This is a genomic window from uncultured Ruegeria sp. (genome assembly GCF_947500045.1).
In the GTDB taxonomy this organism is placed as follows: Bacteria; Pseudomonadota; Alphaproteobacteria; order Rhodobacterales; family Rhodobacteraceae; genus Ruegeria.
On sequence record NZ_CANMQQ010000010.1, the window covers coordinates 1 to 24,589 of the forward strand.

Consider the following 24,589-nt stretch of genomic DNA (forward strand, 5'->3'; position numbering starts at 1 on the left):
TTGCCAAGGCGCCGGTCACCCAAGCAGTGGACGACTTTTGCTCCGCCCAGTGGTCGACTTTCTCACCGCCGTTGACACTCTGACCGCGTGCGCGAAGATCACCAAGACACGCGGTCAACGCAAGACAATTTATGGCCAAGTCGAAGACATCACTATGCGTCGACATCCTCAGCAATCCTGCTCCATGCCTTATCCGCTGGCGCTGATGCGCAGCGCTAGTGTGGTGTGAGAAAAGCCTCCAGAGTCTCAAGGATTGTGCCAGATACTAACCGGCCCAAAGCGGGCAGCAAGAAGATTTGCATTGCTTCAGCCTTGAAGATCAATCGAACGTTTCTGGTACACACGCCACAGGCCCAAGCGCTTGATCCGGTATTCGGCCAGCTCCATTGAAGTCCCGAATTGGGTTGCAATGTCTTCAGATGACTTCCCTGCCTTTACGAGCTCTCGGACGTCGGCCTCCGGCAAAAGACAAGCAGATGCCAAGAAATAGGCGTCATGTTCTTCTGAGCTATCGTACGTCCTGCCGTAGGCATCGCCTACTTTCGCAATTCTGGTTAATTTGTGCCCGAGCAGAATATGCCAGCACTCCTCAAGGTAAGTCACCCTTTGTCTTTCGATCGAGTGGCTGTCGTTACGAAGTATTGCCCACGTGTCATCAGTAACGTCGCGTGGCACACTCATTGCCGACCATTCGTTCAACGCAGGCCCCAATAGATATTGAGCACAGGCCTCATCAAGAAATTCGGCTCGTGACGCAGCAAAGACTTCAACACCGGAAATCCGAACACTTAGAGCGTCCAACCGATCGCCGCGATTTAGGCTCAGGTCGCTGCGAAACTCGTTGGCCATCTCTTCCATCTCCGGTTTCGAAAGTGATACAGCCAAACCAAGATCAGAGTTTTGCGGATCAAATTGTTCTCCCTCTCTCATTGAGTTGGCAGCTTTGAGCAAACACTCAACAGTCTTGGATGAAACATTCTTGGCTGCCCGAAAATGGACCAGTGCTACGCCATCCATTTGAAGGCTTCTGTCGCCAGCATCCGGGCCAAGCCATTGAAGAATCCGAATCGTAGAGTTGTTGTCGGGCTCACCTTCGCCGCGCAGAATCCGGGCAAGTGATGAAAAACTTACGCCGATCTTCTCCGAAAGCGCCCTTACGCTCAGACCCTCTGCATCTCGTTTGTCCTTTAAAGCTTGGACCAAAGCTTTTTTATCGGTGTTCATATTTTTTTGTGCGCTTCGCACACCTTGACACGGTGCGCTCTCCTCCCGTAGCTTTGCGATTAGCACAGGCTCGCACAAGCGCCAATACTGTCGCACCAAGCAAGCGCAGAAATCGGCCGAATGTGGCCTGCAGGACAAAAGGAGAAACCAGATGTCTGGAAAGGGTGGCGGATACCGAAGCGCCAAATCAGGACAATACGTTTCGGCAAGAGCCGGCAAATCGAACCCGCGAACGACTGTTAAGGAAGCGCCTGGAAAGAGCGGTTCCTCAGGTGAGAGGTACCGCAGTGCCATCACTGGTCGATACGTGACTACTAAACACGGCAAGTCTAGCCCAAACACCACAGTCAAAGAACGGTAGGCAACGCCATGAGCTTGGGGGGCGATAAGTTGAATGACTCTCTAGAATGGACGACCTCCAAACCACGTAGGATCCTCTGCATTGACGGTGGGGGGATCAAAGGCACCTTACCTGCCGCTATTTTGAAAGAGCTTGAGACCGACCTCCAAAATCCGATCGGGGACTACTTCGACCTCATTGCCGGCACTTCGACGGGCGGCATTCTCGCACTCGGGCTCGCTCTTGGAAGATCAGCCGAAGAGCTCCTAACCCTCTATGAAACACGCGGCCCCACGATTTTTGGACAAGAAAATCTGGATCCCGATACCGAAACCTGGCTGACCAAAAGGCTCCGGTCCTTCCGGGACACACGCCGCCATCTCACAGGGCCAAAGCATGACGCAGACGTCCTCGCGAGTGAACTGAAGTCTGTGCTTCAGGACGCCAGAATTGGCGACGCCAAAACCCGTCTCGTCATCCCGGCCTGGGACCCCGATCACCGGAGGCCTTACATCTATAAGACCGCACATCATGAGCGGCTCACAACCGACTTTCGCAAGCCCGCTCTTGATGCTGCGCTCGCAACCGCTGCGGCACCCACTTATTTTAGGCGCCACCGTACGTCAGACGATGTTGGATTGACCGATGGTGGCACCTGGGCAAACAACCCTGTCGCCATCGCTGTCGTCGAAGCCATCACCATCTTAGGCTGGCATCGCGGCGACATTCAGGTTCTCAGTCTCGGTTGCTCTGACGAGGTCTACATGCTCCCAGAGGAACCTGGGCTGGCCCAGCTCAATCTCGGGCTGCTGTCGCTTTACGGTGACGGGCAATCGCACGGTGCGCTTGGCATGGCCAAGCTTCTATTGGACCACCCCTATTCAGGCGAGCGCCTCCATCGGATCTCGCCCGCGGTGCCGGCAGGGTTTTTCTCGCTCGATGACACCACAAAGATCAAAAGCCTGAAGGGCATGGGCATCTCTGCGGCACGCAACGCAAAGCCGCATCTGCGCAAGCTCTTCTTCGAGCAACCCGCCCATCCATTCACACCTATCCACTCGCTGCCGGAGGTGGCCGCATGAACTCTCCCTTTCGTACCCCACGGACAGACGGCGAACTTCGACGCCGTGCTTCGATTTTCATCCTGCTCGAAGAGATCGGGGACATCCTAGACATCACCCTATCGCAGTTCGAGCGCGCAGAGCAAAGCTACAACGCCGTGGGCGATTGGCTTTCAGGATCAACCGATCCGTTGCTCGTTAAAACATTGGTCTACCTTCAGGGCTCCAGCGCGCTTGGCACGGCTGTGAAGCCAATTGGACGCGATGAGTTTGACATTGATCTGATTTGTTTCTGTGCCGCGGTCTCGCTTGGCGTCTCTCCCGGCAGACTTAAGGCAGCCGTCGGCAATCGTCTGCGCGAACACAAAACCTACGCGGGGATCCTCGAAGAGAAAAAGCGCTGCTGGCGTCTCAATTATGCGGGAGACTTCCATCTGGACCTCTCGCCCACCATCGCAAATCCCCATTGCTACAATGGCGGAGAGCTCGTTCCGGACCGCAAGCTTCATGATTGGCATCCGACCAATCCCAAAGCCTACAAGAAGCTCTTTGATGCACGTGCTGCCCTCCAGCCGCGCCTCACCCAGAAGATGGTGGCGATGAAGCGCGATCGAGCCAGCGTAGAACCATTCCCGGCCTATCACTCCGCCAAAGGCGTGTTGCGTCGCGTTGTCCAGCTTCTCAAGCGCCATCGGGACGTCTTCTTTGCGAACAACACGGATGAAATCGCACCAATTTCGGTCATCATTACAACTCTTGCCATGCAGTCTTACGCCTACTGCGTAAAGCGACATGTCTTTGAAGATGCGCTTGACGTTCTCATAGAGACAATCCGGATGATGCCGCATTTCATCGAACACCCGGTCATCGATGGCCGGACAGATTATGCCGTCTGGAACGAGACCACATCCGGCGAGAACTTTGCAGAAGGCTGGAACAAGGATGAGCGTAAACCCAAAGCGTTTGAAGTTTGGCACGCCACCGCTTTGGCAGATTTGGAAACGATTCGTGACGGCGTCGGGCACGATGTGCTGACCCAGAATATGCAGCGGTCCTTTGGAGACAGCGTGACAAAACCCGTTCTCGAAAAGCACCTCGATAACCTGCGCGGCGCTCGCAAGTCCGGAAACCTTCTCGTCGCCCCGGCTCTTGGCCTCACAACGTCCAAAGCCGCGGCGTCGCCATCGTCCGTACCTTCAAACACCTTCTTCGGAGATCAGTGATGCATAGGGGCGGCAAGCAAGAGATGACGCTCTCGCAGCAACTTCTCTTCTTGAAATCAAACCCCGTCGTTGGGGGCTCCGGCGAGGTTAGTCGCCGCAAGCTCACTTGGACCACCCATGTTCAACCGACCCCTCTCGCCCGAGACTACATGGTGCGCCTGACCCTTAAAGAGGGCGAAACACCGGATGTGTTTGTCGACAATCCATCGTTGACCGAGCTCGCAGGCGAACGCGAGATTCCACACGTTTATCTCAACCCCCTTCGGCTTTGCCTATACCTGCCTGGAACAGGAGAATGGCACGGGAGCAAGAGACTTGATCAGACAATAATTCCGTGGACTTATCTCTGGCTTTTCTACTTCGAGGACTGGCTTGCCTCTGATGATTGGAAAGGCGGCGGTAAACATCCTGGCGAAGACGCGGACCCCCAAGGGAACCGCGAAACCAGACGGCGTCTAGCCCGGTTGTGAGCGTTCTCGGAGGTCCGCTTTATCGCAATCGTTCAAAATTTGCTGACACGCAGCGAAAGACCGGTTCCCGCCCTCCCTACGAAAGTTGCGCGTTTCAACAAAGACATAGTTGGGCTCGAAACTGACCTTCTCGTACCAGCGAAAAGGTTCCATCAGGCAGCTTGGGCGCCGCCCCCTGCCCTACCCGCCTCTGACCTTACGATCAGATAATCGCAAGTGCGCTTAGCATCAGCCGCATGCTTGAAGATCTCGTTCTTGTCCGAACGCAGGACTTTGAGCCAGCTGTAGAGGTAGGAGGCATTCATCTCGAGCGTAAGGTCGAGATAGCTGATCAGGGAGACGTTGCCGTCACGAGGCAGCTGCTGCAAGCAACATGCGTAAGACACATGATTTCATGAGTGGCCCTTCGGCAGAAATGACAGACCGGAACCCGGCCCGAACCCGTCAGAAGCACCCCAAGGTCCCTCTTCCGTCAGTCACAAACCCCAAAGGACACTTTCACTTTCCGCGGGCCCATTGGCATCAAACGGGACACTTAGGGTCCAGCACATATACGGATGTCTTTGATTTCGTGGGGCAATTTTGGATCGGCACCCGAGATCGGCAACAAATATCGGCAATTCCTTGCCAGGTCTTTGAAAATATGCATATTTATCAATTGCTTTACGACTACGAAGGATCGGCAAAAATGCTCGAAACCCCAGCCAGGATAGAACCTTGCTTCTTCGAAGAGTATATTCCCACTGAATTGGCAGACCTCTCGGTCGATATCCAGAGAGAAGCCACGCAACTAGGACAAGGGTTGCACCCGGATAGTGCAGCGGAACTTGCCGATCTGGTTCGAGTTATGAATTGCTACTATTCGAACCTCATAGAAGGGCACAATACACGGCCGCGCGACATCGAGCGTGCACTTGCTGGCGCAGAGCTTGAAGAAGAGACCCGGCCCCTCGCACTAGAGGCGCGCGCGCATGTCATTGTTCAGCGCGCCATTGACGAGATGCATCACGAGAGCACCCTGCCCCGGCCTACATCCATTGAGTTTCTGACCTGGGTTCATAAGAGCTTCTACGACGAGATGCCTGATGAGTTTCGGGTGATCGAACATCCCGACGGAACGCAAGAGCCGATCTTTCCAGGGCGTATGCGTCAGGAAGGAGACCGGGAAGTTGCGGTAGGGCGGCACCTACCACCCTCGTCATCGCGTGTTGCATCGTTCATGGATCATTTCGACAAACGGTTTCAGATCGCAGATCGATCCTCCAGCGGACGGATTATCGCGATTGCATCCGCGCATCACCGGCTGAACTACATTCACCCATTCCCGGATGGTAACGGGCGCGTTAGTAGATTGATGTCGCATGCCATGGCTCTGAATGCCGGGATCGGTGGTCAAGGCCTCTGGTCCGTCTCGCGTGGACTTGCGCGCGGATTGACTGACCGAGGCGAATACAAGCGGATGATGGATCTTGCTGACAGTCCGCGGCGCGGAGATCGTGATGGGCGTGGCAACCTGTCAGAGACGGCCTTGAAAAGCTTCAGCGAGTGGTTCCTGAAAGTGACTCTCGACCAGATCACATTCTCTGCAAAGCTGTTCGATCTCGGCGGACTGGATAAGCGCTATCGCCGCCTCGTTCAGGATACGATCGATGACAAGCGTGCACCTGATCTGATTGCAGCCGTCCTGCGACATGGGGCACTGGAACGGGGCGATTCCCAAGTCGTGCTCAAGACATCCGAACGTACCGCGCGCAACACGCTCAGCAAGTTGACCGCCGCGGGGTACCTAACCTCATCTTCTCCCAAGACACCGGTACGGTTAGCTTTCCCATTGGATTACCGGGAACGTCTTTTCCCCAACTTGTTCGGCGATGGTGATCTGCCTGAATAATGATGGCAGGCAAAATAGGTACCAACTTGGCGGGCTCGTTGATTGGATATTGAAGGGTGGGGAGGTTGCACATGTATTTCAATGTCCACCGTGGTGGACACCTAGATGCGCCACCTAAGAAAGTGGGAATAAACAATGAGAACTTCGTCTGGGTTCGTCTTCCATAGATAAGAGCATATGATGTGAAGTTCTGCTGGCCTATGCGAGCTGAAGGTCTTTAGCTCCCGTGATCCTGATATCTCCCGCTTCCACCAAGTGTCCACCGCGGTGGACATTAGTTAGTTTGCTAACTCGTAGCTGAGAGACGTTCGACCAAAACTGCTGGATCAAACTGACTTTGTCGCTGACCCAGAGTTATGCTGTGAAAGTAGGCTCCAAAATCTCTGATGCGTTGGCCGAGCTGGAGCATGATGAAGATTGCGCAGGAAGCTTTCTGGGTCCCGACAGTATTTTTTGCTTTTTCGAATGTCTCTGGGTGAATGCCCATCATTGGGGCGAGCGTTCGAGCATGGTTCTCAATGTCAAACCAGTTTCTAAGCTGGTCAGTGGAGAACGATACCGCTTGATCGCAAACTGATATCAGTTTTTCAGGGCTGAGATTTGTATTGGGGGATTTGCTTTCTAAATCTTTTTTTTCTTTTTTAGACTTAGATTGGTGCCGGACAGCTTGTCCGTCATTGGCGGGCAGTTTCATCGTTTCAGGCGAGTCATCCGGGGTGGGCAGACACTGACATTCCGCATCCGTGTCTGCGAGGAGGACACGATATTCGGTGAGGCTCAGCTTTCTTCTCAGAGCCCTGCGTGTGTCTTGGATAAACGAATTTGTAGGATCGTTTTCTTCCAAATGGGCGAGTTTTGTCAGGATCAGTTTTCGGACAAAAACTTGATCCCGCCGGATGTGCTCCATCTCTTGGGCGATGGCGATGAGTTCGCTTGCGCGTTGCAGTAGGGGGGTAAGAGACAAACCAAAGCTGACGCATTCACCGTCGGACGAACGAACACGGTAGCGTTTGCAGTTCGAGCTGTCATTACGCCTGATGAAACCAAGTTCAATGAAGCGGGTGATGTGCCTACGTAGCGTCCGCTCGTCAATTCCGCCAACTCGCTGGCAGATGGAGGTATTGGATGCAAAGACTGTTTCGCCATGACCTGGTTTCAAAAAACTCAGCATCGCTTGGAGTGTTTGCATGTGGCCGGGACGAAGACCGAACACGCTGCGCGCGTCTCTCAGAGCTCTGAAAATAGTCCAGACGTCGGTTTCAGATGATGATGTTGAATTGGATGGCGCATCGGGTTCAGCGCTTCCGATCGATAGTTTTGTGAATGCCATGGTTTTTTTTACGATGACCATTTGGCCCACACCTTCCCCGTCTCTTCCCTGGATTTCTGAAGGGAAAAGTCAATAAAAGTTGGTCCACCGAATCGGTGACTCTTGACCGGTTTGCTGGAGGTTGCTACATCATAGGTGCTAATCAGATGATGAGGGCTCTCCAGGGGAAACTTTGGGGGGCTCTTTTCTTTTCGGTCTTCGCTTTTCTCCTCTGCTCGAGTTTTGCCTTTTGGCTGGGGTTAGGATCCCGAACCGCTTTCATTCCGCCATTGTTCGAAGAGTTGCAAAAGTGTGACGTCTGCGCGCTCTTCTAGCCACTGGCCGAATTCAGGATTGTCCTTTTTGAGGACCTTGATTGCGATAGTTTTGTCATCGACCGTTAGAGTACCCAAAGAACCGCCGTTCGTATCCTTGATAACCGATGTTTGACCGCGGCTGATTGGCCTTTTTTCTCCACGGGCTTTGCTCGAGCAAGCGGTGTAGACCGCCTGGAACTTCTCGGTGCTCGGGGTGTCGTCGGGTAGGGTGGCGATTACCTTCTTGGCGATGTCCACCAAATCTGTTTTCTCCGAAAAGGCGGCTAGATCACCCCACTGCCGACGCCCGATCCCATGGGCTGGCCCGATGAGATGAACTAACCCATCAGGCAGTTGCTCAATTACTACTCGGTGGTTGGATACACCTTGCCGCGTTAAGCCCAGAGCATCCTGAATGACGCCGGGCTTATACCCAGACTCCTGCATCTCTTTGATAAATAATGATTTCTCAATGAAAGACGGATCAATTCTGAGGTTGTTCTCTTGGCCCTGCGCGATCAACGAGGCGTCGTCATCCAAAGTCCGAACGATTGCCTTGACCGTTCCACCGACCTTGCGGATTGCGGCAAGCCTACGACGGCCATATATGATACGATACCTGTCCGGCTGAGCCGATGGACGCACCATAATCGGAACTTGCTGGCCATGTTTGCGAATGCTCTCTGCCAATTCATCGATACTGGCGTCTTCCAGCACTAGCCGATCGCGCAGACCATCCATATCGATCTGAGCGGGGTCAATATCCCGGATCGAGTTTGCCGTGATCTCGCGCAAAGAGTCGCGCAATCCGCCAACAGACCCAGGCAGCTTTGCCGCTTTTGGTTGGGCGGGGGAGGGGGCCGCGTTTGCTTTCTCGTCCCTTGGTGCCTGATTGAATATTTTCCGTGCCATCAGCGGCGCCCCCAAGCCATTTGGATCGTCTGCTCCAATTCATCAGCGACACCGTTTACGCTTGTCAGGGCTCGATCAATTGTTTTTCTGATGAACTGGCTTGGGTCAACTTCGTAGACGGTTTGTTGGGTCATACCTGCGTCCGAGATCGCTGTCGATTTCAACATCGGCTCTGTCATGACCTGGCCGGCCAGAATTGATCTCAAGTAGCCCGCCATTTGAGTCTGCGGACCGTCGGAAGGTTCGTATCTCGTGATCAGGAACTTAACGAAGTCCCAGGTAACGCGCCGACCAATGGCTTCTTCAACGGCTTTCACTGTTTCTGAAGCAAGCTTTAGAAACTGGCTCATGGAAGCGATATCTAACATACCGGGTACAACCGTTACCAAGAGCCCCGTGGAGGCTGCCAACGCGGTCAGGGTTAGAAAACCCAGTTGCGGCGGACAATCGATCAAGACGATGTCGTACTCTGTTTCGACCTCTTCCAAGGCACGCGCGAGCCGCTCCGCAAAAATGGGCTGCGTCCTCCGTGTGAGGGCGTTTGCTGTCTCGGTCTCGTACTCGGAGAGCATCAACCCGGCTGGCACCATGTCGAGCTTGTGGAAATATGTCTTTTGAATAACAGACGATAGAGGGACTTGCTCCTCATATCTCAGGGCATCATAGATTGTGCCGCCTTCGGCGAACTCGAGCTCGGGTCGGAAGCCAAAGAACGTCGTCAAACTTGCTTGCGGATCGAGATCTAAGACCAACACTCGGTAGCCGCGTAAGGCATACCTTTGCGCAAGATGGATTGTCGCTGTCGTTTTTGAGGAACCGCCTTTGAAATTGACGACCGAGATGACTTGAAGGCGGTCACCCTCGCGTCGTCCAGGGCGATAGGCTTCAGCGTTCTTTCCTGTGCGTACCAAGATGTCACGCAATTCATCAACTTCTTGAGCCGAGTAGAACCTATGACCTCGGTTGTCAGTGTGCACTTCAGGGAAGCTGCCGTCTTTATGCCGATTGCGCAGGTTTGAAGTACTAACGCGCAGAAGACCTGCAACTTCAGTGGAACTGAAGCGTCGTAGGGCTTTTCGTTCCTCAGGCTCGAAGGCAATCTTCATCTGGCGATCCAGAGATTCGGCCAGATTGTCGGCAAATCCTCCGATGTCAGAAGAGCCTATACCTTGCGCGTATCCAACGTTACGTTCATCCATGTACTGCCGCCTACTCATGGCCTTTGCTATGGCTCTTGGTTGTTCTGACGGTATACAGCGTGTCTGACGCCTTTTACCGTCAGTAAGGGAATGCCATGAACATGTGTGTCCCGCAAGAAGAATCTAAATGTAGTGTAAAAGTTATCCACAGCACCAATTGAGTTTGATATGTGGAAACTGACTTAAATCATTGAAGTAAAACGAAATAGTATTAAAAATTTCATATATCTGCTTTTTTAGAGTTTCGTTTGGCTGAGAAGCGAACCCTAGCTAGTACTGAAGCATTTTGATGATCGAGGTGTCGCTATCTACAGGATTCGGTGTGCGGAGGTGTATCGATCCATCGCCACCTTCTTACAAACGTGAATTTGCTTCGTTCGTACCAGCGGTGCCTAACACCAGGCAAGTCTGAACAAGCGACTATTTATTGTCGAGACCGATAGGGCAGGGCGCCTACCTGTCGGCGAAGCCGGGCCAGTCAGTTACAAACCAAACTTTTTTTCCGACAGGGGTGGTAACAAATTCGTCCTTGTGAACGGGTGCCAAACCACGCGGTGCGTTGACCGGCATGCCGCGCACATAAAGATCGGTGAGCGCCTCCTGATCCGTGTCCGAAAGGGCAGGGGCGGCGGCGGGGAGGTATCGGGCAGGGGGCTTCATGTACCCATTCTGCGCGCGTTTCCCAGTGAAATCAATAAAGCATGATAAGCGATACTTATCAGTTGTAATGGTAAGTTTAGAAAGTAACAAATGTAACGAGCAAAAGGGTGAAATATTGCGCGCAATACAGATGGAAGCTCTGCTTGGCAACAGAAATCGCGGGCTCTGAAGGTGTAGACGCCCCCGCTGGCCTCGATGTGCCATTGTCGGTTTGCAAACAACATGATTGGAGGCGTCTATGGAAGAGATTAGCATGATTGGCCTGGATTTGGCGAAGAGCGTTTTCCAGGTGCACGGAGCAGATCACTCGGGTCACCCTATTCTGCGGAAGAAACTGCGCAGAGGTCAGGTCCTTGAGTTTTTTGCCATGCTACCGAGATGCGTGGTTGCGATGGAGGCTTGCTCTAGCGCGCATTACTGGGGCCGCGAGATTGGTCGCCTGGGTCACGATGTCAGGCTCATCCCACCTGCGTATGTGAAACCGTTTGTGAAGCGACAGAAAAACGATGCCGCTGATGCAGAGGCCATCTGTGAGGCTTCGATCCGTCCCACCATGCGTTTTATCTCGGACAACAACGGCAGGCAGCCCTAAAAACAAACAAGGGATCTATCACGACCGGCCGCCAGAGCGGCGACCTTGACTGACGCCTTCCGGCACGGCCGCGCGCCAAGCAGAGGTGGCCTTGCAGCGGGAACAGATGCGTTCGCCAAAACCTTCGCTCCAGAAAGAGGATTTGCAGCGCAAGCAGAACCGTTCCTTGGGCGCATCTGCAAGCGCACGCTTTGGCGGGTCCGAGACGATGAATTCCTTCTTCTTTTGCATCAGTTCCTTGCTTTCCATTGACTCAGGCATTCGCTTCTTCCACTTCATTCAGGTACAAGCGAAGTGGCCTGTTGGCATGGCATCCCTTCATTTTCGGCGTTCTGAATTTCAGAGCTGTCCTGCGAAAAAACTTGCGGGATATCGTCTTTGGGACTTTGGTCAACGAGATCGATATTCTCCCGCGTTGTCCGCGATCCCGAGTAAAGATGCCGCAATTGGGCCTCGGATACCCCGTCGGCCTGCATCACAAGCTGCACCATTGGGTCTGCCAGCATTTCTTCCAGAAAAACATCAGACAGCTCTCTTCCTGAAAGCTTGTCCTTCGCGCGGGCATTGTCGAGATCAATTAATGAAACGGTTAGGGGTACGAGAGTTCTGGTCGGTGCTTCGCTAGGTGGCCTCGCTTCCGTAATTGCGCTGCAAGACCAGAAGGTGCAATCGAGGTTAGGTGGTTTGGTTATGGTTGATGTCGTTCCTGCGCCCAACCCAGATCGAGTTCGCGCTTTCTTGGGGACCACGGCTCCTCAATTGGCAGAGTCATTTCTCGTTGGTGATATCCTCGATAAAGGTGCGCTCCTATCTCAGGCCTCATCTCGAATAGATATCCCGATCTTGTTAGTGCGCGCAGGCCAAGCCGGTCCACTGACTGACGACGACGTGACCAACTTTAGAGAGCATTGCCCGCAACTTACTGTCGAACATGTTGATACCACCGGGCACCTGATAGCCCAAAATGCCCCTACCGCTCTGGCCGATATTCTGTTGCGGTTCGAACAGTCCGCTGCTGTACGAAACTGAAAGGCGTGAGGACCTGCACCTATGGTGCTCGGCTCGAGTTTGCCTGAGGGTGCGTTCAACATCATTTTTGGCCGCGGCTCTGTTGTTGGTCTAAGATTTATCGAAGATCCGCGTAACAATGCGATTTTATTCACAAGCCTAGTGCCGACGGGTCGCTTTGATTGAACGGCATAAGCATCAGTATTCTGGCGATCGGACAATACCCCAACACGGCCGTAGATGCCGTTCCCGCAGCCAAACCCCATTTCAGAGATCCGAAAAACGGATGGAAACTTGCAGCAAAGAGAAGAAGAAAAACAACCCGTACCTGGGTAGGTAAACTGGCGGGGTTGCGATTGCGCAAAAACCAGATCACGACTTGTACACCAGCGAGGACCAGGGCCATTCGGTGGCCAGCCTCAGAACCGCTGATCGCCCCAATTAGTGATATCGAAAGCGTCGCCCAGCACCACCAGTCCAGTGATGTGAAATCAAGATGGCGATGCCATGCTGCAGTCTTCCTATTTGCTGGGCGTTGTCGGCGAACTGTCTCATGTAATAGCCGCTCCGGTGTATCTGGACCAAACCGGCTACTTTTAAGTGACATAGAAGTGTGATCCATCAGAACGAAAGCGTCTCAGCGCCGTCAAGAATGGCACCGTGCAGCTTTCTGGCGCCAACTATTTCAACACCATCAATCAGGTCCGCCTCTTCGTAGCCACGCGATTTCACACAAGGCGGGCACGCCCAGATCTGACCACCACGAGTCTGAAAATCTGCGATCATCTCCGCCAGCGGGTCCAGAGGTCTGACTTCTGTCATAGAGGTTCCGCGGTTGCGTATCAGATCCACACCAGAGCTGGTGAGAAAGAGTGAGACGCCCTGCCCTGACGTTATTCCACCACACGCGATGACCAGCGCGACCGACGAGAGTTCATGATCAATTCCCTTTGTGATCAGGACGACAAGTTGCTTAGCTTTTTCCATTTCAGTTTTCCTTCAGCGCTTGATTGACAGAAATAAAATGTTTACCGTAGTACCTGTGCAAACTATTACTTTGGTATGTTGGTACCATGGTAGTAATCCATGCTTTCGCATATGACAAGAGGAATAAATGGCTGACGAAATCCGCAAAATTGAACGTGTTCAAACAGGCGTCCGCCTGGAGAAGCGCGTTCTAAAGGTCCTTAAGGCCGTCGCATCGAAGCACGACATGAGCATGGGTGAGCTGCTTGAAGGGATCTTGCTGCACAATTTCGAGGGGAAACTGCCGTTCTCCGAAGAAACGCTAACCTTCATCGAGGCAATGCGTATGGCACATGGCCTCGATCTGACAGCAAAAGACAGTCATATCATGAAAGAAGATTGACCGCCTTAGAGGACACGGGCGACCCAAGGCCATTTATCGCAACACATTGCGAGGACCGGAAATGCACAGTTCACCTTCTGTAGCCGACATAGAATTCAAAGACCGTTTTGAAACAGGCCGCGTTCCGCTGTCCGAGTTCAGTCATCGGGAACATCTACAATTGGCGTTTGTCTATCTTTGTGAGACTGGCGGGGATAACGCGCATGAAAGAATGCAAAATTCGCTCAAAGACTTCCTCCAAGCCAACAATGTTCCCGATGGAAAATACCACGAGACCCTTACGCAGTCGTGGCTTCGAGCCGTTAAGTATTTCATGAGCCGGTCGCAAGGCGCCGTATCTTTCGAAGACTTTATTGCAGCGGATGATCGCCTGCTCGACACCAATATTATGCTTACACACTACCGGCGCGAGACGTTGTTTTCAGAAAAGGCGCGCTCAGAATATGTCGCTCCGGACCTTCAGCCGATACCGATGGTGGCATAGTTCATCAAGTATCATATGATTTGGCTGGTTACTTTCTTATCAAGAATTTCGATTTCAGCATCCGGTGAGTAGGAGTGCGCTGATTACGCACTCCTTGCAATTGCTGGACGTAGTTCATTGCCGCTTCAACATCCGTTTCGCGGCGGCTTCCATGCTTTCATAGCTGTCGCCTGACACTGACACGGCCACTTTCTGGATCTTGCCACCTGTAAACTCCCCCGGGGTGTTGTAGAGCTGGCTAACGGCGTCGCCGCTGTCATATCCGATGCACAACCCATCCCCAGACAGCGTGAACTTGCCAGATTGCGTGCGCATATCGCCTGAGGCCACCTCCTGATCATCGATGTAAAGCTTCATCGAGCCCAGAACCTCGCCGTTATCGCCTGTGCCACTCGCATCGAACTCCATTCCCAACGTATACACGCCCGGTCCCAGCTCAAGGTTTGATTCAAATGTCTGCTCGGGTTGGATGCCCAGGAAGTTATAGACGTAGTAAAGCTTCTTGTCCTTAACCAACAGAGAATGGCCACCAAACCGCGAGCCATGGGCAAAAATTACGCCGCTCGCGTCTTCATCCTCAATCTCAACATTGGCAAGGATCTTATAATCCCGTCCACGTACATTGACGGCTACACCTTCCGGCACACAGGTCGTGTTCGGATAGTAGACATAGGTGTCGCGCGGAGGTTCGGCAGTTGGACGCTCGATTCCGAGGATTTCAACTGCGCTTCGGTCATCAAGGGGCAGTACATTGTTCTTTGCGGCCTCATCAAACCAAACCTGGATCAGCTCTTGCAGCTTTTCAGGCTCCTGTTCGGCGAGGTTGTTTGCTTCAGAACGGTCCACATCGACGTGGTAAAGCTCCCAAGCATCCTTGTCGAAATTGCTTGTCCCGGTCAGTGGCGCATGAACGGCGACGGCTTTCCTTGACATTTGCGGTAGGGCAATGAGTATCTAGTTTTGTGACAATGCCCTCGGGTCTGTGTCGCTTGCTTCCCATCGTGAACCACACTCTGTTCTCCTAAACACAATGGTGCAACACTTCAGAGGGGAAGGATTACGATTGTCTATCCATGGCGATCAGGCAATTGTTTACTTCAAAACGCTGCAGTTACGCTTATGGTGATGCTTAGGCAACCAAGGGTAGATCGACAATGTCTCAGTCAGTTCAACTCTGGACCCGCAGAAGGCTGTTGATCGCTGGTGGCGCGCTGGGTGCGATCGAATTTCTGAAACCCGGCCTTGTGTCGGCGTTCACAGCGGACAATATTTCGCCGGTGGCGCCGGGTTGGGCCAACCCCAAAAACACGGACATCAACTACCGCGTGGATGGGTATGCCAAGGTGACCGGTGCCAAGATCTATGCCAGCGATGTCCGCGGCACCGATCTGGGTGGCTGGCCCAACGACATGAGCTATGCCACGCTGGTTCTATCACCGCAGGCTGAAAAAACCTATCTGGGTCTGAACTTGCCCGCTTTGGGCGATGACCTACAGCCTGACCGGGTCATCACTGCGGATGATCTTGATGCGGCGGCTTTGGCGGCGACCGGCTTCTTTGACACTGATTTGTTCTGCAAACCGGGAACTGTGCCTCTGTATCTGGGTCAGCCGGTGGCGATGTTGTTCTACGATGATCTTGCCACGCTGCACCGCGCGCAGCAGGTGTTGATCGGCAATTCCACGATTTTCAAACTGGGCGACGCTCAGCCTCCCGCCGATGAAACGCCCTATGGCGCCTATCGGTTTACCCGCGTTGCGGGTGACAGCCCATTGGGGCCGGATGTCTATTCACCTCTGCTGGATGGCTGGGTCGGGCCGCGCAGATTTCGCGTAACGGAAGCGCCGGTTTGGGGCAAACCGGATGCAACGGGCACCGCGCCCGAGCAAGCAAGCTATTACGGCGATCAAATCCGCACCGAAATGAAGGCCGGGAAATCCGGCAAGGTCTATGCGCAAAGCTTTCAAACCCAGTCCATAGATCATGTTTTCATGGAGCCCGAGGCCGGGCTGGCGACATATGACGCCAACAAGGGAAAACTGTCCCTGATGCTGGGCGTGCAGTCGCCGCAGGCCATTTTGACCGCTGTTGGCAACCTGGTGAAGTCGGCCAAACCCCCAAAACAGGTGGGTGAGATCGATGGCCATTTCGCCTCGTTGGGCGGTGGGTTTGGCGGCAAGGATCATACGATCATGCCCTTGTATATCGCGCTTGCTGGGTTGTACTCGCCCGGGCGCACCGTCCGACTGGCTTTGAACCGATACCAGCAATTCCAGCTTGGGCTAAAACGTCACGCATTCCAGATCGACAACCAATTGGCTGTGGATCCCGAGACCGGTCAGTTCAACGCCTATGCGTGCGATCTGACGTGCAACGGCGGCGGCCGGGCCAATTTCTCGACCGTTGTTGCCCATGTGGGCGCGACGAATGCGTCTTCTATTTACTACGTTCCAAAAAGCGACGTGACCGCGACGGCGAGCAAGTCAATCGCAGTACCCGCCGGGTCAATGCGCGGGTTCGGAACGTTGCAGACGATGACCGCGATGGAATGTCTGGTGGATGAAATCGCGGTTGATCTGGGCAAAGATCCGTTCGATTTGCGCCGTCAGAACGTCTTGCAAACCGGGTATCTCAACCTGACAGGTAACGCGGCTAGCGGTGCATCACGCTCGGCCGAAGTGCTGGACCGAATGGAACAAGGTGCTCTTTGGCAGAACCGTGCGCAGGACAAGGCCGATTACGAAGCCGCCAATCCCGGCAAGACGTATGGTATTGGTGTGGCCTGCGTGATGAAGGATTACGGCGGCGGCGGTGATGCAACGCGCGCGTCAGTAAGCCTGTCACCGGACGGGAAAATCACGCTGCACAGCGACGGTGTCGAGATGGGAACCGGTCTTTCGACCGCCTCGGCGCGACGGGTTGGCGACTATTTGGGCCGAAACGCGGATGTGGTCGAAATGTTCGTTCAGGGAGCGTGGGATGCGCTGCGTCTGGAAACCTCGGGCAATGCCTGGGCAATCACGCAGGCGGATCAGGACAAAGGAGCGCAAAATCCGCGCTGGGTGCCGCTGATCGCCTCACCCACCGGTGCCTCAGTTGGCGCCAGCGTCAACAGCCACGGTCCGGCGCAGGCGGCCTATGTCATCATGCGGTATGGTCTTTACCCCGCAGCCCGGTCGATCTGGGGTGAGGGTCCCCTGGGTGGCGAAGCCGGGGCAGAATTCGTCACCTTCGACAAGATGCGCTGGGTTGATGGCAAGCTGACGGGCGTCGGGATGGAACCGCTGACGCTGGAACAACTGGCCGCGCGTGCCCATCGGGATGGGCTGGTCACCGGCGCCATGGTCCATGGCTTTAACCGGTGGTCCTGGACCACCGCCATCTTTCCGATTGGCGGAGAGTCTCTGACACTTGCCATCGACGCTTTGGCCATTCAGCAAGGCAGCGATGAATGGTCTTTGATTGACCGGACCGAGGTCAATTTCCCCTCTGCACAGTTCGAAAAGGTCGGGGTGAACTATTATGCGACGTGCGGCGCTGTAGTTGGCCTTGGCGTCGACAAGGTCAGTGGCGAGGTTGACGTTCAGGCCGTGTATCAGGTGCTGGAATGCGGCCGCCCGATCGTGCCGGACCTGGTGTCCGGAATAGCGCAGGGTGGGATCGCCATGGGCATTGGTTATGCGTTGCACGAAGACCTTCCTTTGTACCAAGAAGGACCCGGTGACGGCACCTGGAACCTGAACCGATACCACGTGCCGAAATCCTTGAATGTGCCTGTTTGGAAGACAATCGTCGACGTGTTGGACCCGCTCAGCGAGACCGACCCGCCCAAAGGGATGGGAGAGGTCGTGATGATACCCGTTGTGCCGGCCATTCTGAACGGCATTCACGACGCCGTCGGCGCAAGAATAAATTCTCTCCCTGCCACACCTGACAAAATCAGAAAGGCGCTCTGATATGGCCAAACTGAAAATGACAGTGAACGGCAAGGCGGTGGGTCCGCATGATGTGCCCGATGACCTGCCGATGGTGGTCTATCTGAACGATATTCTGGGTCTGACCGGGACAAAGTTCAGTTGCGGTATCGGCGTTTGTCGCGCCTGTGTCGTCATGGTCGAAGAGCCGGACGGGTCGATCACCACACGGCGCACATGCATCGCAGGTGCTACGTCGTTTGCCGACAGCAAGGTAACCACGGTCGAAGGGCATGCCACTCACGGCCAATTGTCGGCGGTACAGCAGGCTTACGTGGATAATTTCGCCTTTCAATGCGGCTATTGCACCTCTGGTTTTGTCAACGCTGGAACCGCGCTTGTGGAACAGCTTCGCGAGAACCCCGTCGACAAAAGCCAGGTCGAACAGGCGGTACAGACAGGGTTGGGCGATCATATCTGCCGGTGCAGCGGGTACGTGCGCTACTTTGAGGCGATGCGCGATCTGATCCTGTCCGACACCACTCTGACCAAAGAGGGTTAGACACCATGCGCCTTTTGAAATCTCTGATCATATTGGCCTTGGCTGGCGGGTTGGGATATCTGGCCTTTGCCTTTATCTGGGGTTTTCCATCTGTCGAGCAACGCCCGATTACCACCGATCAGGCCACGATCGACAGGGGCGAATATCTTACGGCTTTGGGCGATTGCACGTCTTGTCATACAGCCGAAGACGGCGCGTCATTTGCCGGCGGACGGTTTCTTGAAACACCCTTTGGGGGTGGGCTCTATTCGGCCAATATTACGCCGTCGTCGCAGGGGATCGCGGGCATGACGTCGGCAGAGTTCTATCAGGTTCTGGCGTTTGGGGCCGACACTGTCTGGCGGCCTATATATCCGGCGATGCCCTACACCTCGTACCATGTGGTCACCCGCGACGACAGCGATGCCATCTTTGCTTATCTCATGAGCCTTGATCCGGTTCACGCCGAGGTGCCCGCGAACACCTTGCCTTTCCCGTATAACATTCGTCTGTCGCTGTTTGGCTGGAACCTGCTTTTTGCAGACAGATCTGCATTCTCACCCGACCCCAAGCGCAGCGACAGCTGGAACCGTGGCGCCTATCTGGTCACCGGGCTTGGCCATTGCGGTGAATGTCATACGCCCCGAAATGCACTGGGTGCCATGGAACCGCTTGAAAGACTGATCGGTGCGAAACTGACGGGTTTTGAAGCCCCTGATATCACCGCAAATGGACTGACCGAGCGCGGCTGGACCCATAAAAACCTCGTCACTTATTTCGCAACCGGAACGGGGCCTCAGGGAACAACGTTTGGTGAGATGCATCTGGCGATCAAAAACTCTCTGAGCAAAGCAAACCCGGAAGATCAATCCGCCATGGCAAGCTATCTGCTGAATCTGGATGCTGCCCCATCTGACGTCCAGGAAACCGTCGAGCAGGAAACACCGCCCGCATTCAAGGCGTATGACGCCAGCGCGGGCCGGTCCCTGTACCTCAGCAATTGTTCCTTGTGCCATGGGCGCGACGGTCGGGGCGTGCCTTCGGTCATGCCGGCTTTGGCCGGAAACAGCACAGTCGCGCAGAACGATGCCGTAAACCTTGTACTGGTCGTTGCCTGGGGTCTGGACGCAAGCACGGATTATGGGCCAATGCCCTCATTTGCGGATCGCCTGAGTGACACCGAGATCAGCGATCTGGTTAATTACCTTCGCCAAAGTTTTTCCAACCTCGATTTGCCGCTATTGCAAGCGGCGGATGTTCGGGGAACTCTGAATCAAAACTGATGCAAAAATAGTCCTCTACGACATCCGGCAAGCGGCAAAATCCTATATCGAACTAGGAATGAGACGGCCCATTCCTGAACTTGTACCGACCTGCAAAGTGCTGCGGTTCGGCCTGTCATAAGTCTGGAAGGTCGCGCGAATTCGCTCTCGTAGGAGGTATCCAGATAGTCCCATCAAGAACACGGCGGTGATTGATCGAGTTGTTCGCCGCCTGTCATTCCTGACCGAACTCATAACAACCTTGGGAATTGGTGGGTTTTATCCAACAGCATTTTTGGCGATGCTCCATCCGCAATCGAGCTCATTCCAGTTTTGCGGGCTTTAACAGTGTTTTACCTAGAATGTGTCGAAGCGCTTTCCATCGCGACGTTGCCATCGTTTGGTATTTGTTCATCGGGCCGTTTTCACTGGGTGCTGAAAAACGTTCTTTGTGATCGGTCAGGTGCGTAAAGTGAAAGGCGGCCATGTCGTATGGGGTGTTTGCGACCGAAAATGCGTTATGGACGTCGATGACATTTTTTTCTGTGTCATCGACAAAGATAATTTTTGATATGTTCTCTACCTCCGAATGGCGTAGGAAACACTTTAGCATCTCGCCTTTGTTTTGGCCTGTGGTGTACAAAATCCCGTTTCTGTAGGCGACGGGCATGCTCGCATTGCAAAATGCCTTTGTTTCGGTTCCTGCCATGCTGCTCTCGCCGCTGGCCCGCCACGTGGGCGCATGTCCGTCTATGAGGTCCAGCATATTGTCGGCAATTTCGCCTGAGGGCATATCCAGCCCACGCAACTGTGCTTGTGTGGCTGAAACGCCGCCAGCATCTCTTGACGTCAGCACCATAAGACTTGCGCCAAGACTTGCAAAATTAATCAAAGCCGTCGGACTCGAACTGTCGGCAAGAACCATCTGGTTCAGGTCGAACAAAAGGTCTCCAATAGCAAAAACGGCGTCATCGCTGGCGGCGACTTGCCCCGGCAGAAGCTCGCTGTGACCCTCACTATTGAATTGATTCACAAGTTCAATCTGCCAGTCAATCCATGAGGGTCCGCCCAAGTACTGGCATTCTGCCGGCGAGGTTGGGTTCGGGCAGGCCATCATGGTCAAAGTGTCATCATCATCCATGACAATCAGTGTATCTGAAAGGTCTTTGACGGCCCTTCTTTCAGTCACTTCGCTGTAGATGTCAGAGAAATTATAGGCATTCTTTAGGACGGACTCGGCATGCACGTCTGAAGCCGATTGGAGGCACAGGAGGAAGATGACAAATCCGGTGGTCGAACGGATCACGATCAGAGCCTTTCTTTTGTTAGTGGTCTGCACAATCCTATGCAGAGAAAACGCGCAGTGATTGTTCACACACCTCGAATGGAAAGCAACAGACGTAGTGAGATATGAAACCTTGAGCAGCCTCATCTGACTGGTCCAAGTTGATTGTTAGTGCATCATCGGCCTGTGATCCATCGGGATGATGGTTTCGGGCGCTGGCGGGCGATAGCCCAATGCACTGTGGGGGCATTTTGTGTTGTAGTGTCTCCTCCATTGTTCGATCAGAATTTGAGCTTCGCGCAGGCTGTAGAAGATCTCACCGTTGAGCAACTCATCCCTGAACCTACCATTGAAGCTTTCACAGTATCCGTTCTCCCACGGGCTGCCAGGTTCGATGTAAGCCGTCTTGGCGCCAACGGCGGCGATCCAGTCTCGGACAGCCTGGGCGACAAATTCCGGCCCATTGTCAGAACGTATGAAACTCGGCGCGCCGCGTAGTATGAACAGGTCTGTCAGGACGTCGATTACATCGGTCGAGTTCAGCTTCCGCTCGACCCTGATTGCCAAACATTCCCGACTGCACTCATCGAGGATGTTCAGCGTCCGGAAGGCTTTGCCGTCGTCGGTTCGACAATGAACGAAGTCATACGACCAAACATGGTTGCGATATTCTGGCCGTAACCGAACGCATGAGCCGTCATTTAGCCATAACCTCCCTTTCTTTGGTTGTTTCATTGGCACTTTCAGCCCCTCTCGCCGCCAGAGTCGTTCTACCCGCCCATCACTGACCGACCATCCAGCCTCTCTCAGCAGCGCAGCGATCCTGCGATAGCCATATCGGCCGTATTGACGGGTCAGCTCGATCATGTCGGCCACCAGCCGGTCTTCGTCTGCGCGACCTTGTGGGACGCGCCGTTGCGTGGACCGGTGTTGTCCAAGCACGCGACAGGCGCGTCTCTCGGAAACGTTCAGCTGGTTGCGTACATGGTTAATACAAGCACGACGACGAGCGGGGCTCAGTAGTTTCCCTTTGTGGCTTCCGTCAGGATCAGTTTGTCCAGCGTCAGATCAGAAACCGCACGTCGCAATCGCTCGTTCTCTTTCTGAAGCCGTTTCAGTTCCTTCAACTGATCTATGCCCATTCCGCCGTACTTTTTTCTCCAGCGGTAATAGGTTTGTTCAACAACTCCGACCTGTCTGATCGCATCAAGACGGGGCATGCCTTGCCCCATCAGAACTTCAACCTGCCGAAACTTTGAGACAATCTCTTCGGGCTTCGGTCTCTTGTTTGCCATTCGTGTTCCTCCGTTTCCTAAACATAACGGTGGACCAGTTCAGTCGGGGAGGCTCAGCGCAAGGCGGTGCCACCGGGGGTGACGCTCCCGGCACTGAACCTGATCTGGCGGCGGGACGAAGGGGTGAGCCCGGCGGTGCGGGAACCCACCGCGCTCTGGTTTGGCGGACGTGGCATTGTGGCCATGCGCAGCGCTTGGACTGATCCAGAGGCGACCTATCTGGGGTTCAAGGCAGGCCCCAACCGCAGCCATCACAACAATCTCGACGCGGGCACCTTCGTGATTGACGCGAAGGGCGTGCGGTGGGCGGTAGATCTGGGTCTCGGCAATTACGACCTGCCTGGCTATTTCACCTCGAATCGGTTCGACTATTACCGCACCGCCACAATTGGACAGAACACGCTCAGCTTCGGTGCGGCCAATCAGAACCCGACCGGGCGTGCGCATATCGAGGATTTCGCGCAGGTTCCGGGCTTTGACTTCGCCATTGCCGGTCTCTCGGATACCTATGACCTGCCGCGCCATAGCGTGCAGCGCGGGATTGCACTAGTTGGCGGCGAGGCGGTGCTGATTCAGGACGAGATCACGGGTGATTTGACCGGGCCCATGGCCTGGACCATGCACACCATGGCGCAGGTTGATCTGCAGGGCGATACGGCAGTGCTGACGCAGGACGGGCAACAGATGACGGCGGTCATCCTGTCACCGCCAGAGGCGCAATTCGACCTGCGCTCAGCCAACCCCTGCGACACGCCCTATAACGCAGACTGTTCCAAGCAGAACCCGAATACCGGGATACAGCGGCTGATGATCGCGCTTGACTTGGAATCGCAAGCCGACCGCCACCGCATTACTGTGGCGATTGCCGGCAGCGCCAAAGATGTGGCGCAGCTGGTGCCGGAGATCCGTCCACTTTATCAATGGCGTCTCGCCTCGGCGCTGCCACGCGCCGATTGAGGAGCCTCAGGGATGCGCGTCTTTGCCAGCCCCAGATTGCGTCTTTCGTTGAGCGTGCGCCGCTAATTGTCGAGTTTATCCTCGCAGTTTTGATCGCAAACCTCTCGGAGAAAGCACAACTTTCCCCTTGCGCGCGATCCCGAATTTTCGTTCCTTAAAATCTACTTCAGATTGAAAGGGGCAATTTATGCTCAAGCACTTATTGATACTCTCGCTCTGTCTGATTTTCTCCGCAACTGGCTCAATCGCTCAGCAAGGCATGATATTGTATTCTGAGACGCCGGAAACGCATCGGAAGTCAGAATTGCTGGCCGCGCTGGCAGTCGAAATCAGGGAACTCACGGACGGGCGTGTCATGGCAGATGCTGTCAGTGCAGAGAGCGGCCTGTTTGCAGGAGAACAAGAGGCCATCGCCGCCATGATTGAGGGCGACGTACAAATGATATGGCCGACTGTCGGACGACTTGAGCAATATGCGCCGGAATTCGGCTTGTTAACGTTGCCTTATAGCGTCGAGACACTTTCGCTTCGCGATGACGAAGCACAAACCGAGTTGAGCGCCGCTCTGACCGCCTTACTAAAAGACAGCGACATTGCGGTTCTTGGTCTCGCTCCGAGCAGCCACACACTTATTGTCAGCAAATCACCGATTTCAAGTGCACAGGACCTGGCAGGCAAAACGGTTCGCGTTCCGGGATCACCGATGCTACTGGACTATGTTTCCGAGCTTGGCGCAACTGGTGTCAATCTCCCGGCACCCGATCTCCCAACCATGATGGCGGAGGAGCGTGTCGATGTCGTGATGACCTCTTTCGGGGGCTGGAAGATACTTGGACCTGAGAACGGGCGTTATGTTCTGATGGACCCTGGGATGCGCATTGGGCTTTATGGGATAATCGTGAACAAAAGCTGGCTGGACAGCCTTGACGCCGATGATCGCGCTGCAATTAGCTCCGCCACCAAGAAAACGATTGCACTCCGTTGGTCTGAGCTTGCTGAGGAAATGGCTGCCATAAAAGAAGCAATGGCGGCTGCGGGAACGACACTTACTGAAATTACGGAGGAGAACGCAGCACCATTCAAGTCGGCAGCAGATACCGTTCGAAACAAGTACGTGTCACAATCGCCGGATTTCGCTGCTGAGTTCTTTCAGTGATGCTCTCGTTGGAAGTGGTGACCTATGAGGCCTTGAAGTGCACCCAGGCAGGGCCACGCAGGCGCAAAGCTGATTGGCATGCCTGCGGCCGACCTAATCCGGAGCGACAGGTATTTGTGG

Annotated in this window: 23 protein-coding genes and 2 pseudogenes; 13 read left to right on the forward strand and 12 right to left on the reverse strand. The window is 54.4% G+C overall.

Annotated features, from left to right (window positions below; genetic code table 11):
- Positions 1–229: hypothetical protein (locus tag Q1B46_RS15810; protein ID WP_299949415.1), on the forward strand; the 229-nt coding region annotated here is incomplete at its 5' end.
- Between the two features lie 77 nt (positions 230–306).
- Here Q1B46_RS15810 and Q1B46_RS15815 read toward each other — a convergent pair.
- A complete protein-coding gene (locus Q1B46_RS15815; RefSeq protein WP_299949417.1) occupies positions 307–1,224 on the reverse strand; it encodes an XRE family transcriptional regulator in 918 nt (305 codons plus the stop codon).
- Between the two features lie 390 nt (positions 1,225–1,614).
- On the opposite strand from Q1B46_RS15815, the gene Q1B46_RS15820 reads away from it, so the two are divergent.
- Genes Q1B46_RS15820 through Q1B46_RS15830 form a run of 3 tightly spaced genes read left to right on the forward strand, consistent with a single transcriptional unit; the run spans position 1,615 to position 4,318 of the window.
- Entirely contained in the window at positions 1,615–2,646 is a 1,032-nt protein-coding gene (locus tag Q1B46_RS15820) for a CBASS cGAMP-activated phospholipase (RefSeq protein ID WP_299949419.1), read from the forward strand.
- A complete protein-coding gene (locus tag Q1B46_RS15825) occupies positions 2,643–3,848 on the forward strand; it encodes a nucleotidyltransferase (protein WP_299949420.1) in 1,206 nt (401 codons plus the stop codon). The genes Q1B46_RS15820 and Q1B46_RS15825 overlap by 4 nt, the downstream gene beginning before the upstream one ends.
- Positions 3,848–4,318 (forward strand): hypothetical protein, encoded by a 471-nt coding sequence (locus Q1B46_RS15830; protein WP_299949422.1) that lies wholly within the window; start codon positions 3,848–3,850, stop codon positions 4,316–4,318. Before Q1B46_RS15825 ends, Q1B46_RS15830 begins: the two co-directional genes overlap by 1 nt.
- A 152-nt stretch (positions 4,319–4,470) precedes the next feature.
- Here the strand turns inward: Q1B46_RS15830 and Q1B46_RS15835 are convergent.
- Positions 4,471–4,632 (reverse strand): annotated as a pseudogene (locus Q1B46_RS15835) (antirestriction protein); the annotation flags it as partial.
- Between the two features lie 374 nt (positions 4,633–5,006).
- On the opposite strand from Q1B46_RS15835, the gene Q1B46_RS15840 reads away from it, so the two are divergent.
- Complete coding sequence (locus Q1B46_RS15840; RefSeq protein ID WP_299949423.1) at positions 5,007–6,209, forward strand: Fic family protein; 1,203 nt, start codon at positions 5,007–5,009, stop codon at positions 6,207–6,209.
- Between the two features lie 286 nt (positions 6,210–6,495).
- Here Q1B46_RS15840 and repC read toward each other — a convergent pair whose 3' ends face one another.
- The 4 genes from repC to Q1B46_RS15860 all read right to left on the reverse strand — a co-directional run bounded on the left by repC (position 6,496) and on the right by Q1B46_RS15860 (position 10,606).
- Positions 6,496–7,560, reverse strand: a complete 1,065-nt coding sequence (gene repC, locus Q1B46_RS15845) for a plasmid replication protein RepC (protein WP_299949425.1) — start codon at positions 7,558–7,560, stop codon at positions 6,496–6,498.
- A 218-nt stretch (positions 7,561–7,778) separates the two neighbouring features.
- A complete protein-coding gene (gene repB, locus Q1B46_RS15850) occupies positions 7,779–8,747 on the reverse strand; it encodes a plasmid partitioning protein RepB (RefSeq protein ID WP_299949427.1) in 969 nt (322 codons plus the stop codon).
- The gene (gene repA, locus Q1B46_RS15855; RefSeq protein WP_299949429.1) at positions 8,747–9,946 is read right to left on the reverse strand and encodes a plasmid partitioning protein RepA; all 1,200 of its coding nucleotides are present in this window, start codon (positions 9,944–9,946) and stop codon (positions 8,747–8,749) included. Before repA ends, repB begins: the two co-directional genes overlap by 1 nt.
- Positions 9,947–10,399: 453 nt before the next feature.
- Positions 10,400–10,606 carry a hypothetical protein gene (locus Q1B46_RS15860; protein ID WP_299949431.1) on the reverse strand — a complete coding sequence of 69 codons (207 nt, stop codon included), beginning with the start codon at positions 10,604–10,606 and terminating at the stop codon, positions 10,400–10,402.
- A 238-nt stretch (positions 10,607–10,844) separates the two neighbouring features.
- On the opposite strand from Q1B46_RS15860, the pseudogene Q1B46_RS15865 reads away from it, so the two are divergent.
- Positions 10,845–11,171, forward strand: a pseudogene (locus tag Q1B46_RS15865) (IS110 family transposase); the annotation flags it as partial.
- A 45-nt stretch (positions 11,172–11,216) separates the two neighbouring features.
- Here Q1B46_RS15865 and Q1B46_RS15870 read toward each other — a convergent pair.
- From Q1B46_RS15870 to Q1B46_RS15880, 3 genes are all read right to left on the reverse strand, one after another.
- Positions 11,217–11,459 carry a hypothetical protein gene (locus Q1B46_RS15870; RefSeq protein ID WP_282121184.1) on the reverse strand — a complete coding sequence of 81 codons (243 nt, stop codon included), beginning with the start codon at positions 11,457–11,459 and terminating at the stop codon, positions 11,217–11,219.
- A gap of 14 nt (positions 11,460–11,473) precedes the next feature.
- Positions 11,474–11,914: a hypothetical protein gene (locus Q1B46_RS15875; RefSeq protein ID WP_299949432.1), complete on the reverse strand. Its 441-nt coding sequence runs from the start codon at positions 11,912–11,914 to the stop codon at positions 11,474–11,476.
- A gap of 913 nt (positions 11,915–12,827) precedes the next feature.
- Positions 12,828–13,193, reverse strand: a complete 366-nt coding sequence (locus Q1B46_RS15880) for a DsrE family protein (RefSeq protein ID WP_299949434.1) — start codon at positions 13,191–13,193, stop codon at positions 12,828–12,830.
- 127 nt (positions 13,194–13,320) lie between these two features.
- Here Q1B46_RS15880 and Q1B46_RS15885 point away from each other — a divergent pair, with 127 nt between their 5' ends.
- Positions 13,321–13,575 (forward strand): hypothetical protein, encoded by a 255-nt coding sequence (locus tag Q1B46_RS15885; RefSeq protein ID WP_299669719.1) that lies wholly within the window; start codon positions 13,321–13,323, stop codon positions 13,573–13,575.
- Positions 13,576–13,636: 61 nt separating this feature from the next.
- On the forward strand, positions 13,637–14,059 hold the full coding sequence (locus tag Q1B46_RS15890) for a hypothetical protein (RefSeq protein WP_299669721.1): 423 nt from the start codon (positions 13,637–13,639) through the stop codon (positions 14,057–14,059).
- Between the two features lie 114 nt (positions 14,060–14,173).
- On the opposite strand, the gene Q1B46_RS15895 is transcribed toward Q1B46_RS15890, so the two are convergent.
- On the reverse strand, positions 14,174–14,992 hold the full coding sequence (locus Q1B46_RS15895; RefSeq protein ID WP_299664844.1) for a hypothetical protein: 819 nt from the start codon (positions 14,990–14,992) through the stop codon (positions 14,174–14,176).
- Between the two features lie 221 nt (positions 14,993–15,213).
- On the opposite strand from Q1B46_RS15895, the gene Q1B46_RS15900 reads away from it, so the two are divergent.
- Genes Q1B46_RS15900 through Q1B46_RS15910 form a run of 3 tightly spaced genes read left to right on the forward strand, consistent with a single transcriptional unit; the run spans position 15,214 to position 19,797 of the window.
- A complete protein-coding gene (locus tag Q1B46_RS15900) occupies positions 15,214–18,015 on the forward strand; it encodes a molybdopterin cofactor-binding domain-containing protein (protein ID WP_299664841.1) in 2,802 nt (933 codons plus the stop codon).
- Between the two features lies 1 nt (position 18,016).
- A complete protein-coding gene (locus Q1B46_RS15905; protein WP_299664838.1) occupies positions 18,017–18,535 on the forward strand; it encodes a 2Fe-2S iron-sulfur cluster-binding protein in 519 nt (172 codons plus the stop codon).
- Positions 18,536–18,540: 5 nt separating this feature from the next.
- Entirely contained in the window at positions 18,541–19,797 is a 1,257-nt protein-coding gene (locus Q1B46_RS15910) for a cytochrome c (protein ID WP_299664836.1), read from the forward strand.
- Positions 19,798–20,098: 301 nt separating this feature from the next.
- Here Q1B46_RS15910 and Q1B46_RS15915 read toward each other — a convergent pair whose 3' ends face one another.
- Both Q1B46_RS15915 and Q1B46_RS15920 read right to left on the reverse strand, forming a co-directional pair.
- On the reverse strand, positions 20,099–21,082 hold the full coding sequence (locus tag Q1B46_RS15915; RefSeq protein WP_299664833.1) for a DUF2608 domain-containing protein: 984 nt from the start codon (positions 21,080–21,082) through the stop codon (positions 20,099–20,101).
- A 147-nt stretch (positions 21,083–21,229) separates the two neighbouring features.
- Positions 21,230–22,356, reverse strand: a protein-coding gene (locus tag Q1B46_RS15920; RefSeq protein ID WP_299949438.1) for an IS3 family transposase whose coding sequence is annotated in 2 segments (ribosomal slippage) — positions 21,230–22,095 and positions 22,095–22,356 — 1,128 coding nt in all. Because the reading frame shifts where the segments join, the coding sequence is not laid out codon by codon here.
- A 78-nt stretch (positions 22,357–22,434) separates the two neighbouring features.
- Here Q1B46_RS15920 and Q1B46_RS15925 point away from each other — a divergent pair.
- Entirely contained in the window at positions 22,435–23,313 is an 879-nt protein-coding gene (locus Q1B46_RS15925) for a heparinase II/III family protein (protein ID WP_299664827.1), read from the forward strand.
- A gap of 259 nt (positions 23,314–23,572) precedes the next feature.
- On the forward strand, positions 23,573–24,469 hold the full coding sequence (dctP, locus tag Q1B46_RS15930) for a TRAP transporter substrate-binding protein DctP (protein WP_299664989.1): 897 nt from the start codon (positions 23,573–23,575) through the stop codon (positions 24,467–24,469).
- Positions 24,470–24,589 lie beyond the last annotated feature (120 nt).